This is a genomic window from Streptomyces sp. CB02923, assembly GCF_001905005.1.
Classification (GTDB): Bacteria; Actinomycetota; Actinomycetes; order Streptomycetales; family Streptomycetaceae; genus Streptomyces.
Map to the genome: position 1 here is coordinate 382,876 of NZ_LWKZ01000027.1, position 13,036 is coordinate 395,911.

The following is a 13,036-nucleotide window of genomic DNA, read 5'->3' on the forward strand; positions in this document are numbered from 1 at the left end:
GGGATGGTGGGCGCGCGTCCCGATGATCGGTCGCATCCGCCCCACCCCGTCGAACAGCGCTAGCGCTCGTACCGTCGGCATCGGGCCCCCGTGCCGCCCGGCCGGGCCCCCGTACAGCGGCCCGGCGGGCGCCACCGCGTGGGCCGGGTGGTTCAGCGTGCCTTTTGCGCCAGGTTCAGCAGGTGGTCGGCGAGGGCCTGGCCGCCGGCCGGGTCGCGGCTGATGAGCATCAGCGTGTCGTCGCCGGCGATGGTGCCGAGGATGTCGTGCAGTTCGGCCTGGTCGATGGCGGAGGCGAGGAACTGGGCGGCGCCGGGCGGGGTGCGCAGCACCACGAGGTTGGCGGACGCCTCGGCGGAGATGAGGAGTTCGCCGGACAGCCGGCGCATCCGCTCCTCCTTGGCGGACTCCCCCAGCGGGGCCCGCGGCTTGCGGTCGCCGCCCTCGCTCGGCACCGCGTAGATCAGTTCCCCGCCGGTGTTGCGGATCTTCACCGCGCCCAGTTCGTCCAGGTCACGCGAGAGGGTGGCCTGGGTGACGGACAGGCCGTCGTCGGCGAGCAGCTTGGCGAGCTGGCTCTGGGAGCGGACGGCCTGCCGGTTGAGGATGTCCACGATCCGGCGGTGGCGGGCGGTGCGGGTCTGCGGTACGGCAGGCCCCCCGTGCAGCGTCTCGTTGTCCTGCGCCTCGGTCATCGTTGTCGTCAGTCTCCGGATCGTTGTACCCCGTGTGCCCCGGCGAGGGCCGCGTCGAGGACGGCGGGGAGCTTCCGGAGGAACGTATCCGCTTCGTCGTCCGAGACGATCAGCGGCGGGGCGAGCCGGATGACGTCCGGCGCGACCGCGTTCACCAGGAGGCCCGCGTCCTGAGCCGCTCGCTGCACCTGTGGTGCGAGGGGCTCGGACAAGACGATACCCAGGAGGAGTCCCGCGCCGCGGACCTGGCCGACGAGCGGGTGCGCCGACGCTTCGATCCCGCCACGCAGCCGCTCGCCCACCCGCTTGACGTGGTCGAGGAGGCCGTCGGCCTCGATGGTGTCCAGTACGGCGAGCGCGCCCGCGCACACGACCGGGTTGCCGCTGAACGTCGAGCCGTGCGAGCCGGGGGTCAGCAGGTCGGCGGCCGGGCCGAAGGCGAGGGTGGCGCCGATGGGCAGGCCGCCGCCGAGGCCCTTGGCGAGCGTGATCACGTCGGCCTCGACGCCCTGGGCCTGCGACGCCAGCCAGTGGCCCGTACGGCCGATGCCGGTCTGGATCTCGTCCAGGACGAGCAGGGTGCCGGTGGCGGCGGTGATCTCGCGGGCGGCGGCGAGGTAGCCGGGCGGCGGGACGACGACGCCGTTCTCGCCCTGGACCGGCTCGATGATCACCAGCGCGGTGTCGGTGGTGACGGCGGCGCGCAGGGCTTCCGCGTCGCCGTACGGGACGAAGTCGACGTCGCCGGGGAGCGGCCGGAAGGGGGCCTGCTTGGCGGGCTGGCCGGTGAGCGCGAGGGCGCCCATGGTGCGGCCGTGGAAGCCGCCGGCCGTGGAGACCATGTGCGTACGCCCGGTCAGCCGGCCGATCTTGAAGGCGGCTTCGTTGGCCTCCGCGCCGGAGTTGGAGAAGTAGACGCGCCCGGGGCGGCCGGCGATCCGCAGCAGCCGTTCGGCCAGTGCGACGGTCGGTTCGGCGACGAAGAAGTTGGAGACGTGGCCGAGGGTGGCGATCTGTTCGGAGACCGCGCGGACCACGGCGGGGTGCGCGTGGCCGAGGGCGTTGACGGCGATGCCGCCGAGGAAGTCGAGGTAGCCGTTGCCGTCGGCGTCCCAGACCCGGGTGCCCTCGCCGCGTACGAGCGGGACGCGGGGCGTGCCGAAGTTGTCCATCATGGCGCCCTGCCAGCGCTCGGTGAGCGCCGTGTTGGAGGCCGTTCCACACGTGGTGGGCGTGGTTTCGGTGGCCGTGTCGCTCATGCCGCTCCCGCCTTCTCGCTCTCGCCGATGTCCGCCGCGTCGGCGCCCGTCGCGCCGGTGTGCGCCGGTTCGTCCGGCACGACCATCGTGCCGATCCCCTCGTCGGTGAAGATCTCCAGCAGGATCGAGTGCTGGACCCGGCCGTCGATGACCCGGGCGGTGTGCACGCCGTTGCGTACGGCGTGCAGGCAGCCCCGCATCTTCGGCACCATGCCGCTGGCCAGGTCGGGCAGCAGCTTCTCCAGCTCGGTGGCGGTGAGCCGGGAGATCACCTCGTCGCTGTGCGGCCAGTCCTCGTACAGGCCCTCGACGTCGGTGAGGACCATCAGCGTCTCGGCGCCGAGGGCCGCGGCCAGGGCCGCCGCCGCGGTGTCGGCGTTGACGTTGAAGACGCCGGTCCGGTCGTCCTCGTCGGCGCTGCGGGCGACGGAGGAGATGACCGGAATGCGGCCGTCGTCCAGCAGCGCCCGTACGGCCCCGGGGTCGACGGCGGTGACCTCGCCGACCCGCCCGATGTCCACCCGCTCGCCGTCCACCTCGGCGTAGTGCTGGGTGGCGGTCATCAGGTGGGCGTCCTCGCCGGTCATGCCGACGGCGAGCGGGCCGTGCTGGTTGAGCAGCCCGACCAGTTCGCGCTGCACCTGTCCGGCGAGCACCATCCGTACGACGTCCATCGCCTCGGGCGTGGTGACCCGCAGGCCCGCCTTGAACTCCGACTCCAGGCCCAGCCGGTCCAGCTGGGCGCTGATCTGCGGGCCGCCGCCGTGTACGACGACCGGCCGCAGCCCGGCGTGCCGCAGGAAGACGACGTCCTGGGCGAAGGCGGCCTTCAGCTCCTCGTCGACCATGGCGTTGCCGCCGAACTTGATGACGACGGTCTTGCCGTGGTGGCGGGTGAGCCAGGGCAGGGCTTCGATGAGGGTGCGGGCCTTGGGCAGCGCGGTGTGTTTGCGGGTGCTCATGACGAGTACGCGCTGTTCTCGTGGACGTAGTCGGCGGTGAGGTCGTTCGCCCAGATCACCGCGGACTCGGTGCCCGCGCTGAGGTCGGCGGTGATCCGTACCTCCCGGTAGCGCATGTCGACCAGGTCCCGGTCCTCGCCCACCGAACCGTTCTTGCAGACCCAGATGTCGTTGATGGCGACGTTCAGCCGGTCCGGGTCGAAGGCGGCGGAGGTGGTGCCGATGGCGGACAGCACCCGCCCCCAGTTCGGGTCCTCACCATGGATGGCGCACTTCAGCAGATTGTTCCGGGCGATGGACCGGCCCACCTCGACGGCGTCGTCCTCACTCGCCGCGCCCACGACCTCGATACGGATGTCCTTGCTCGCGCCCTCGGCGTCCCCGATGAGCTGCCGCGCCAGATCGTCGCAGACCGTGCGGACCGCGTCCGCGAACGCGTCGTACTCCGGGACCTCCCCGGACGCCCCCGAGCCGAGCAGCAGCACCGTGTCGTTGGTGGACATGCAGCCGTCCGAGTCGACCCGGTCGAAGGTGGTGCGGGTCGCGTCGCGCAGCGCCCGGTCCAGGACCGGCGCCTCCAGGTCGGCGTCGGTGGTCAGCACGACGAGCATGGTGGCCAGCCCCGGCGCGAGCATCCCCGCGCCCTTGGCCATGCCGCCGACCGTCCAGCCGTCCCCGGTCACCACGGCGGTCTTGTGCACGCTGTCGGTGGTCTTGATCGCGATGGCGGCCTTCTCCCCGCCGTGCGCGCTCAGCTCGACGGCGGCCTTCTCCATGCCCGGCAGCAGCTTGTCCATCGGCAGCCGTACGCCGATGAGCCCCGTCGAGGCGATGGCGACCTCCCCCGCGCTGTGCCCCTTGAGGACCTCCGCGGCCTTCTCCGCGGTGGCGTGGGTGTCCTGGAAGCCCGCGGGGCCCGTGCAGGCGTTGGCGCCGCCGGAGTTGAGGACGACGGCCGAGACCCGGCCGCCCTTGAGGACCTGCTCGGACCAGAGCACCGGGGCGGCCTTGACGCGGTTGGCGGTGAAGACGCCTGCGGCGGCCAGTCGCGGTCCGTTGTTCACCACCAGGGCGAGGTCCGGGTTCCCGTTCTCCTTGATCCCGGCGGCGATGCCCGCCGCCGAGAAACCCTTGGCTGCCGTGACGCTCACGGTGCGACTCCGATCGTTGAGAGCCCGGTGGCCTCGTCGAGGCCCAGGGCGATGTTCATGCTCTGCACCGCGCCGCCGGCGGTGCCCTTCGTCAGGTTGTCGATGGCGCTGACCACGACGATCCGGCCGGCCGCCGCGTCGTGGGCGACCTGCACCAGCGCGGTGTTCGACCCGTACACGGCAGCGGTGGACGGCCACTGCCCCTCCGGCAGCAGTTGGACAAACGGTTCGTCCCCCAGCGCCTTCTCGTACGCGTCCCGCAGGCCGTCACCGTCCACGCCCGGCCTGGCCTTGGCGGAGCAGGTGGCGAGGATGCCGCGGGACATGGGCGCGAGCGTCGGCGTGAAGGACACGGTGACCGGCTCCCCCGCCGCGGCGCCCAGGTTCTGCGCCATCTCCGGCGTGTGCCGGTGCACCCCGCCCACGCCGTACGGGCTCATCGAGCCCATCACCTCGCTGCCCAGCAGGTGCGGCTTGGGCGCCTTGCCCGCGCCGGACGCGCCCGAAGCGGCGACCACGACGGCCTCCGGCTCGGCGAGCCCCGCCGCGTACGCCGGGAAGAGGGCGAGCGAGACGGCCGTCGGATAGCAGCCCGGGACCGCGATACGCCGCGCCCCACGCAGTGCCTCCCGCGCCCCCGGCAGCTCGGGCAGCCCGTACGGCCAGGTGCCGGCGTGCGGCGAACCGTAGAACTTCTCCCAGTCACCGGCGTCCGCCAGCCGGAAGTCCGCGCCGCAGTCCACGACGAGCACCTCGGGCCCCAGCGCCTCGGCCACCGCGGCGGACTGCCCGTGCGGCAGCGCGAGGAAGACGACATCGTGCCCGGCCAGCGCTTCGGCCGTGGTGGCCACCAGCTCCCGCCCCGCCAGCGGCACCAGATGCGGCTGCACCGCACCGAGCCGCTGCCCGGCGTTGCCGTGCGCGGTCACCGCACCGATCTCGACCTCCGGATGCGCCAGAAGCAGCCGCAGAACCTCTCCTCCGGCATACCCGCTCGCTCCGGCCACTGCTGCTCGTACTGCCATGGACCCTCCTCCTTGGAGGCATGACTATACGGATTGTGGAAGTTTTATGCAATGAGGGGTGAGGGGAGTGACGGGAGGGAGTGCCTGTGGCGGAATGGGCCGGGCTCGACGGCTGAGCCGACCCGGCGGAGCGATGATCGCGACGACCGCCCCCGGGGGGGCGAAGCGAAGATCTTCAAGTGGGCTCCGCGTGACGCATGACGCCGTGACGCGGCCCCCGGCCTCGGTTACCCGCCCTGGCCGGGGAGGCCCTCCTGGCGCGCCGGCGGGGTGGTGGCCCAGCCGTGTTCCAGCAGGGCGAACAGGTCACGTACGACCTGGGCCTGGTCGTCGCTCGCGCGGGCGAGGCCGGGGGCCTCCAGGGCGAAACGTGCCAGGCCGGTGATAGCCAGATCGTCCGGAGGCAGCCCGGTGGCATCGGCAAGGGCGACGGCCAGCGCCTTCTCGTGGCGCGACCACATGCGCCGGGTGTAATCCTGCGGCGCGGGGGTGGATTCGACGCGCCGGCAAACGGCGGCCGGCGGGCCCGTCGGCGGGGGGCGCGGCGGGACCGGCCGCAGGCCGCCGAACAGCCGGCGGCCCCGCCGCGCGTCACGCACGCGGCCGGTCGCGCGTCAGGAATGCAGCCGGCGCTACGCGCCCTTCTCCTGCTGTTCCTGCTTCGCCTGCTTTTCCTTGTTCTTCTCCTTGATCCGCACGGTCTCCTTGCGGACCTCGGCCTGGGTGGCGCGCTCCTTCTGCAGCCACTCCGGGGACTCCGCCTTCAGGGCGTCGATCTGCTCCGTGGTGAGCGCCTCGGTGACTCCGCCGCGGGCGAGGCCCGAGATGGAGACGCCCAGCTTCGCGGCCACGACGGGGCGCGGGTGCGGCCCGTTCAGTCGCAGCTCCCGGAGCCACGCGGGCGGATCGGTCTGCAGCGCGTTCAGCTCGGCGCGCGAGACGACACCCTCCTGGAATTCGGCGGGGGTGGCTTCGAGGTACACACCCAGCTTCTTCGCCGCGGTCGCGGGCTTCATCGTCTGGGTGTTCTGGTGCGACGTCATGATGTCAAGGGTATCGATCGTGTGCGCCACCTCTGACCACGACCGGTAACCTGGCGGAGTGACAGGCTCGGAAGAAACCCTCTCGTTCCGGCTCGCGTACGTCCCGGGGGTGACGCCCGCGAAGTGGGTGCGTATCTGGAACGAGCGGCTGCCCGGCGTTCCGCTGGAGCTCATCGCGACGCCGCCCGCCGCGGCGTACGACGTCCTGCGGGACGGCGGCGCCGACGCCGGTTTCGTACGGCTGCCGGCCGACCGCACGTACTTCAGCGCGATTCCCCTCTATACGGAGACGACGGTGGTCGTGGTCCCGAAGGACCACCTCTTCACCGCGGCCGACGAGGTCGCCGTCGAGGACCTGGCCGACGAGATCGTGCTGCACCCCCTCGACGACACCCTCGGCTGGGAGCGCCCGCCGGGGCAGCCCGCTTTCGAGCGGCCCGCGACGACGGCGGACGCCATCGAGCTGGTGGCGGCAGGCATCGGCCTGCTCGTCGTCCCGCAGTCGCTGGCCCGGCTGCACCACCGCAAGGACCTCAAGTACCGGACGCTGACGGACGCCCCGCAGTCCCAGGTCGCGCTGGCCTGGCCGGAGGAACGGACGACCGAACGGGTCGAGGACTTCATCGGCATCGTCCGCGGCCGGACCGTCAACAGCACCCGCGGCCGCAGCCGGCCGCAGGCCGCGGACGAGCCGAAGGCCAAGCAGCCCGGCAAGGCGGGCGCCCGCAAGCCCGCCGCCCGCAAGCCCGTCGGCAAGGGCTCCCGCACCGCGCGCGGCGGCTCCGGCGCCCCGAAGGGCGCCAAGCGGGGCAAGCCCCGCCGCTGACGCCGGTCAGCTCCCCGGGCGGACCGCCTCCCAGCCCCGCTCCAGCAGGTCGAAGATTTCTTCGGTGGCCCGGCGGGGAGCGGGGTACTGGTTGTCGAGGGTGCGGGAGGCGAGGGCGAAGTGGGCCAGGGCGGCGCAGGTGACGTCGTCCGCGGGGGCGCCGACCTCCTCGGCGATGGCGCGGGCCAGGGCCGATTCGTGCCGCATCCACATGCGCTGGGCGTAGTCGCGTAGCGCCGGGGTGTCGGCGACCAGGCGGACGAACGTGGCGATCTCGGGGTGCGTGGTGTCCTTCTCGGAGAGCAGGACGTACTCGCGCAGGGCCTGAAGGACCGACTGGCCGGGAGCCCGTTCGCGTACGGCGGCGACCAGGGCGGCCTCGATGTCGTCCTCCTGGTCGAAGACGAGCGCCTCCTTGCCGGCGAAGTGCTTGAAGAGGGTCGTCACCGACACGTCGGCGGCGTCGGCGATCTCCTTGACGCCGACCTGCTCGTAGCCGCGTTCCAGGAAGAGCCGCAGGGCGGCGTCGGCCAGAGCCTGGCGGGTCCGGGCCTTCTTGCGTTCGCGGCGGCCGACGGGGGCGTCGCCCTGGGAAGGCGGCGGGGGCTCGATGCGGGGAACGGGTTCGGTCACGGGTGCAGCTTACCTCGTGGTGTATCGAGTTCGAAGGTTGATTCGTTGCACTTTTTTAGTGGGTGTGCTTTTTTGGTGGAGGAGGCGCCGGACGATCGGTCCGGCGTTCCGTGCACCCCTGGAGGGGGACCCATGAATGCCACCCGTGCGGCCCGTGTCGCGATCGTCGGGGCCGGCCCCGGCGGCCTCGCCTGCGCCCGCGTCCTGCAGCTCCACGGCCGCTCCGTCACCGTCTTCGAGCGCGAGGCGTCCGCCGACGCCCGCTCGCAGGGCGGCTCTCTCGACCTGCATCCGGACACGGGCCAGGCCGCCCTGCGGGCGGCGGGGGTGCTCGACCGGTTCCACGAGCTGTCCCGCCCCGAGGGCCAGGAGTGGCGGTCGCTGGACCATGCCACCGCGACCGCCCTGGAGCGCGAGTGGCCCGACGGGGACGAGGGCGCGGGCACGGAGTACCGGCCGGAGATCGATCGCGGACACCTGCGGGGGCTGCTGCTGGACTCGCTCACTCCCGGGACGGTCCGGTGGGGGCGCCCCGCCGGTGCGGCCACCCCGCTCGGCGACGGCACCTGCCGCCTGGCGTTCGAGGACGGCACCACCGAGGACTTCGACCTGGTCGTCGGCGCCGACGGCGCATGGTCGCGGGTCCGGCCCGCCGTGTCGGACGCCCTGCCCGAGTACACCGGCGTCGCCTTCGTCGAGACCGGCTTCGACGACTGCGACGTACGCCATCCCGGCCTGGCGCGGCTGGTCGGCCCCGGCACCATGGTGGCGAAGGCCGGGTCCACGGGCCTGTTTGCCCAGCGCAACAGCAACGGCCACATCCGCGCCTACCTGGCATTCCGGGCCCCGCTGGACTGGCACACGGCCGCCGGAGTGGACCTGGACGACGCGGCGGCGGCGCGTGCGCACTTCTCGAAGGTGCTCGACGGCTGGGACGAGGGGCTGCGCTACGCGCTGCTGAACGGCGACAGCGGCTTCGCCCACCGCCCCTTGTTCGCGCTGCCCGTGCCGCACATCTGGGACCACGTCCCGGGCGTGACCCTGCTGGGGGACGCCGCGCACCTGATGCCGCCGCTCGGCGTGGGCGTCAACCACGCGCTGCTCGACGGCGCCGATCTGGCCCAAGCGCTGATCGCCGAGGAGCGGGTGGATGACGCCGTGCGTGCGTACGAAGGGCTGATGCTGCCCCGGTCGGCGGAACTGGCCAAGAGGTGCGCGGAGGGGCTGGGGCACCTGATACCGCCGGTGGGGGCGGGCGGTCGGTAGCCGGACGGCCAGTGGCCGAACTGTCGGCACGCGTACGGCCGGGGGATGCACCTGCCCCGTGGCTCCGAAGTACTACGGGTACGGGCCGCCCGGGGGCGCCGTAGAGAGACACGGGTACGGGCCGCCCGGGGGCGCCGTAGAGAGACACGGGTACGGGCCGCCCGGGGGCGCCGTACAGAGACGGGTACGCCCCGGCCGGGCGGAAGTGCCGGCCGGGGCGGACCCGTATGCGTACGTGCGGGGCGCGGCGGACGGGGAGCGCCCCGTCCGCCGGCGCCGCGTCAGCCGCCGAGGGTGGCGAGCGCCTGGTTGAACGTGTTCGACGGACGCATGACGGCCGCGGACTTGGCCACCGAGGGCTGGTAGTAGCCGCCGATGTCGGCCGGCGAGCCCTGGACGGCGAGCAGCTCGTCGATGATCGCCTGCTCCTGCTCGGCCAGCGTCGCCGCGAGCGCCGCGAAGGACTCCGCCAGCTGCGCGTCCTCGGTCTGCTTGGCCAGCTCCTGGGCCCAGTACAGGGCCAGGTAGAAGTGGCTGCCGCGGTTGTCGATACCGCCCAGCTTGCGGCTGGGCGACTTGTTCTCGGCGAGGAACGTGCCGGTCGCGCGGTCGAGGGTGTCGGCGAGCACCTGGGCGCGCGCGTTGCCCGTCTTCTGCGCGAGGTGCTCGAAGCTCACCGCGAGCGCGAGGAACTCGCCCAGGCTGTCCCAGCGCAGGTAGTTCTCCTTGACCAGCTGCTGGACGTGCTTGGGCGCGGAGCCGCCGGCACCGGTCTCGAACAGGCCGCCGCCGTTGATGAGCGGCACCACCGACAGCATCTTGGCGCTCGTGCCGAGCTCCAGGATCGGGAACAGGTCGGTGAGGTAGTCACGCAGCACGTTGCCGGTGACGGAGATGGTGTTCTCGCCGCGGCGGATGCGCTCCACCGAGAACTTCGTCGCCTCGACCGGGGACATGACCTCGATGGTCAGGCCCTCGGTGTCGTGCTCGGGGAGGTACTGCTCGACCTTGGCGATGAGGTTGGCGTCGTGCGCGCGGCCCTCGTCCAGCCAGAACACGGCCGGGTCGCCGCTCGCGCGGGCGCGGGTGACGGCCAGCTTGACCCAGTCGCGGATCGGGACGTCCTTGGTCTGGCACATGCGGAAGATGTCGCCGGCGGCGACCGTCTGCTCCAGGACCGCGTTGCCGTCCTTGTCGAGGACCCGCACCGTGCCGGTGGTGGCGATCTCGAAGGTCTTGTCGTGGCTGCCGTACTCCTCGGCCTTCTGCGCCATCAGACCGACGTTCGGCACCGAGCCCATGGTCGACGGGTCGTACGCGCCGTTCGCCTTGCAGTCGTCGATGACGGCCTGGTAGATGCCGGCGTAGCTGCTGTCCGGGATGACGGCGAGGGCGTCCTGCTCCTGGTCGTCCTTGTTCCACATGTGACCGGAGGTGCGGATCATGGCCGGCATGGAGGCGTCGACGATGACGTCGCTCGGTACGTGCAGGTTGGTGATGCCCCGGTGCGAGTCGACCATCGCCAGGTCCGGGCCCTCGGCCAGCTCCGCGTCGAAGGAGGCCTTGATCTCCTCGCCCTGGGGCAGCGCCTCCAGGCCCTTCCAGATGCCGCCGAGACCGTCGTTCGGGGTCAGGCCGGCCTTGGCGAGCACGTCGCCGTACTCGGCGAAGGTCTTCGGGAAGAAGGCGCGCACCACGTGACCGAAGATGATCGGGTCGGAGACCTTCATCATCGTGGCCTTGAGGTGCACCGAGAACAGCACGCCCTCGGCCTTGGCGCGGGCGACCTGCTCCTTGAGGAACTCGCGCAGCACCGCGACGCGCATCACGGAGGCGTCCACGACCTCGCCCGCGAGCACCGGTACCGACTCGCGCAGAACGGTGGTGGAGCCGTCGTCACCGGCCAGCACGATACGCAGCGTGCCGTCCTCGGCGACGACCGCGGACTTCTCGGTGGAGCGGAAGTCGTCGCCGGTCATGTGCGCGACGTCGGTCTTGGAGTCGGCGGACCAGGCGCCCATGCGGTGCGGGTTGGCCTTGGCGTAGTTCTTCACCGAGGCGGGGGCGCGGCGGTCGGAGTTGCCCTCGCGCAGCACCGGGTTGACGGCGCTGCCCTTGACCTTGTCGTAGCGGGCGCGGATGTCGCGCTCCTGGTCGGTCTTCGGGTCGTCCGGGTAGTCCGGCAGCGCGTACCCCTGCTCCTGCAGCTCGGCGACGGCCGCCTTCAGCTGCGGGATGGATGCCGAGATGTTCGGCAGCTTGATGATGTTGGCCTCGGGCGTCTTCGCCAGCTCACCGAGCTCGGCGAGGGCGTCGTCGATGCGCTGTTCCTCCTGGAGCCACTCCGGGAAACCGGCGATGATGCGGCCCGCCAGGGAGATGTCACGGCTCTCCACCGCGACCCCGGCCGTCGAGGCGTAGGCCTCGATCACCGGCAGGAACGAATACGTCGCCAGGGCCGGGGCCTCGTCAGTGTGTGTGTAGATGATGGTCGAGTCAGTCACCGGGTGCTCCGCTCCACGTCTGCAACATTGCTCGACATCAAGATATCTCGTGAGCGGGTCCTTTCCGGAAGGGGCCTGTCCATGGGGGCGGGGTCGGGGGCGAGGCATGGGCCCTGTGCCGACGTCCGGGCGGTCTCCCGTCGGCCGCCGATCGCTCCCCCATCGGCATCCGGTCGCTCTCCCGTCGGCCGCCAGTCGCTCCCCCGTCGGCATCCGGCAGGCCCTCGGCAGGCCCCGGCGGGCGCCTACCGCACGCTCCGCACGAGCGACGAAGTCATAGCAATCCTACAAAATCGAGCCGACGATCTCCGTGGAAGCTGTCACCTGTCAGCTCACAATCCCCCTGCCAGAGTGAACAGCAAGCCGATCGCTCCCCACCCGCACACGACCCGGGGAGTTGTCTCCATACGACAAAGGGAGTTCATCTCGTGCCTGCTGTCACCGACGATGTGGTGGTCACCGGACTCGGGGCCACGACGCCGCTGGGCGGGGACGCCGCCTCGACCTGGGACGCCATGCTGGCCGGGCGGTCCGGCATCAGCGCCATCGAGGAGGAGTGGGCGGCCGCCCTGCCCGTACGGATCGCGGGCCGGCTCGCGGTCGAGCCCGGCATGGTGCTGGACCGGGTGCAGGCCCGGCGCATGGACCGGTGCGAGCAGGTCGCGCTCGTCGCGGCCCGCGAGGCGTGGGCCGACGCGGGCGCCCCGGCCGTCGACCCGGAGCGGCTGGCCGTGGTGATCGGTACGGGTACGGGCGGCGCGCTCACCATGCTCGGCCAGGACGACGTCCTCGAAGCCTCCGGCGTACGGAAGGTGTCCCCGCACACCGTCCCGATGCTGATGGCGAACGGTCCCGCCGCCTGGGTCAGCATCGAACTGGGAGCACGCGGCGGCGCCCACACCCCGGTCAGCGCCTGCGCCTCCGGGGCCGAGGCCATCGCCATGGGACTGGACCTGATCCGCCTCGGCCGGGCCGACGTGGTCGTGGCGGGCGGCGCCGAAGCCTGCGTCCATCCGCTGCCGATGGCCGGCTTCGCCCAGGCCAAGGCGCATTCGAGGCGCAACGACGAGCCGCGGCTGGCATCCCGCCCGTTCGACGTCGACCGGGACGGTTTCGTGATCGGTGAGGGTTCGGCCGTGGTCGTCCTGGAGCGCGCCGGGTTCGCCGCCGCCCGCGCGGCCCGCGCGCACGCCACCCTCGCGGGCGCGGGCGTCACCTCGGACGCCCACCACATCACGGCCGCCCACCCCGCGGGCCAGGTCCGCGCGATGCGGCTGGCCCTGACCGCCGCCGGGCTGTCCCCGCGCGAGGTCGGGCACGTGCACGCCCATGCGACGTCCACGCCCCTGGGCGACCTCGCGGAGGCCCAGTCGATCACGGAGGCCGTCGGCACCCACCCGTCCGTCACCGCGACCAAGTCGATGACCGGGCATCTCTTCGGAGCGGCGGGAGCGACCGGCGCGCTCGCCGCGATCCTCGCCGTACGCGACGGTGTCGTCCCCGCGACGCAGAATGTCGACACCCTCGACCCGGAGGTCGGGCTCGACGTCGTCACGGGCGAGCCGCGCAAGGGTGCCCCGTCCGCGGCTCTGACGAACTCCTTCGGGTTCGGCGGCCACAACGCCTGCCTCGTCTTCACACCGGCGCCCTGAGCGCCCGCACGCCGGTAGAG

General features: G+C 72.3%; 12 protein-coding genes. 3 read left to right on the plus strand and 9 right to left on the minus strand.

The features are described 5' to 3' along the window. Positions 1-152: 152 nt before the first annotated feature. The 7 genes from A6A06_RS36620 to A6A06_RS36650 all read right to left on the minus strand — a co-directional run bounded on the left by A6A06_RS36620 (position 153) and on the right by A6A06_RS36650 (position 6,135). Positions 153-695: an arginine repressor gene (locus tag A6A06_RS36620; protein ID WP_030999552.1), complete on the minus strand. Its 543-nt coding sequence runs from the start codon at positions 693-695 to the stop codon at positions 153-155. Between the two features lie 8 nt (positions 696-703). After that, positions 704-1,954, minus strand: coding sequence for an acetylornithine transaminase (locus A6A06_RS36625; RefSeq protein WP_073767824.1), 1,251 nt, complete (start codon positions 1,952-1,954; stop codon positions 704-706). Then, on the minus strand, positions 1,951-2,916 hold the full coding sequence (argB, locus tag A6A06_RS36630) for an acetylglutamate kinase (protein ID WP_073767825.1): 966 nt from the start codon (positions 2,914-2,916) through the stop codon (positions 1,951-1,953). The genes A6A06_RS36625 and argB overlap by 4 nt, the downstream gene beginning before the upstream one ends. Beyond that, complete coding sequence (argJ, locus tag A6A06_RS36635) at positions 2,913-4,067, minus strand: bifunctional glutamate N-acetyltransferase/amino-acid acetyltransferase ArgJ (protein ID WP_073767826.1); 1,155 nt, start codon at positions 4,065-4,067, stop codon at positions 2,913-2,915. The genes argB and argJ overlap by 4 nt, the downstream gene beginning before the upstream one ends. Continuing rightward, positions 4,064-5,092 (minus strand): N-acetyl-gamma-glutamyl-phosphate reductase, encoded by a 1,029-nt coding sequence (argC, locus tag A6A06_RS36640; protein ID WP_073767827.1) that lies wholly within the window; start codon positions 5,090-5,092, stop codon positions 4,064-4,066. Before argC ends, argJ begins: the two co-directional genes overlap by 4 nt. A gap of 227 nt (positions 5,093-5,319) precedes the next feature. Beyond that, positions 5,320-5,553 carry a hypothetical protein gene (locus A6A06_RS36645; protein ID WP_242441129.1) on the minus strand — a complete coding sequence of 78 codons (234 nt, stop codon included), beginning with the start codon at positions 5,551-5,553 and terminating at the stop codon, positions 5,320-5,322. A 171-nt stretch (positions 5,554-5,724) separates the two neighbouring features. Further along, positions 5,725-6,135 carry a DUF5997 family protein gene (locus A6A06_RS36650; RefSeq protein ID WP_073768348.1) on the minus strand — a complete coding sequence of 137 codons (411 nt, stop codon included), beginning with the start codon at positions 6,133-6,135 and terminating at the stop codon, positions 5,725-5,727. 58 nt (positions 6,136-6,193) lie between these two features. Here A6A06_RS36650 and A6A06_RS36655 point away from each other — a divergent pair, with 58 nt between their 5' ends. Next, positions 6,194-6,961, plus strand: coding sequence for a LysR family transcriptional regulator substrate-binding protein (locus A6A06_RS36655; RefSeq protein ID WP_073767828.1), 768 nt, complete (start codon positions 6,194-6,196; stop codon positions 6,959-6,961). A 6-nt stretch (positions 6,962-6,967) separates the two neighbouring features. Here the strand turns inward: A6A06_RS36655 and A6A06_RS36660 are convergent, their stop codons facing one another. Continuing rightward, a complete protein-coding gene (locus A6A06_RS36660) occupies positions 6,968-7,594 on the minus strand; it encodes a TetR/AcrR family transcriptional regulator (RefSeq protein ID WP_079194603.1) in 627 nt (208 codons plus the stop codon). 132 nt (positions 7,595-7,726) lie between these two features. Here A6A06_RS36660 and A6A06_RS36665 point away from each other — a divergent pair, with 132 nt between their 5' ends. Further along, positions 7,727-8,860: an FAD-dependent oxidoreductase gene (locus A6A06_RS36665; RefSeq protein WP_073767829.1), complete on the plus strand. Its 1,134-nt coding sequence runs from the start codon at positions 7,727-7,729 to the stop codon at positions 8,858-8,860. Positions 8,861-9,141: 281 nt separating this feature from the next. On the opposite strand, the gene A6A06_RS36670 is transcribed toward A6A06_RS36665, so the two are convergent. Further along, positions 9,142-11,364: an NADP-dependent isocitrate dehydrogenase gene (locus A6A06_RS36670; protein ID WP_073767830.1), complete on the minus strand. Its 2,223-nt coding sequence runs from the start codon at positions 11,362-11,364 to the stop codon at positions 9,142-9,144. A gap of 428 nt (positions 11,365-11,792) precedes the next feature. On the opposite strand from A6A06_RS36670, the gene A6A06_RS36675 reads away from it, so the two are divergent. After that, on the plus strand, positions 11,793-13,016 hold the full coding sequence (locus tag A6A06_RS36675) for a beta-ketoacyl-[acyl-carrier-protein] synthase family protein (protein ID WP_073767831.1): 1,224 nt from the start codon (positions 11,793-11,795) through the stop codon (positions 13,014-13,016). Positions 13,017-13,036 lie beyond the last annotated feature (20 nt).

Coding starts and splice junctions, on each gene's coding strand:
- A6A06_RS36645 (WP_242441129.1), bottom strand. CDS start 5,553: ATGTGGTCGCGCCACGAGAAGGCGCTGGCCGTCGCCCTTGCCGATGCC.
- A6A06_RS36650 (WP_073768348.1), bottom strand. CDS start 6,135: ATGACGTCGCACCAGAACACCCAGACGATGAAGCCCGCGACCGCGGCG.
- A6A06_RS36625 (WP_073767824.1), bottom strand. CDS start 1,954: ATGAGCGACACGGCCACCGAAACCACGCCCACCACGTGTGGAACGGCC.
- argC (WP_073767827.1), bottom strand. CDS start 5,092: ATGGCAGTACGAGCAGCAGTGGCCGGAGCGAGCGGGTATGCCGGAGGA.
- argB (WP_073767825.1), bottom strand. CDS start 2,916: ATGAGCACCCGCAAACACACCGCGCTGCCCAAGGCCCGCACCCTCATC.
- A6A06_RS36665 (WP_073767829.1), top strand. CDS start 7,727: ATGAATGCCACCCGTGCGGCCCGTGTCGCGATCGTCGGGGCCGGCCCC.
- A6A06_RS36620 (WP_030999552.1), bottom strand. CDS start 695: ATGACCGAGGCGCAGGACAACGAGACGCTGCACGGGGGGCCTGCCGTA.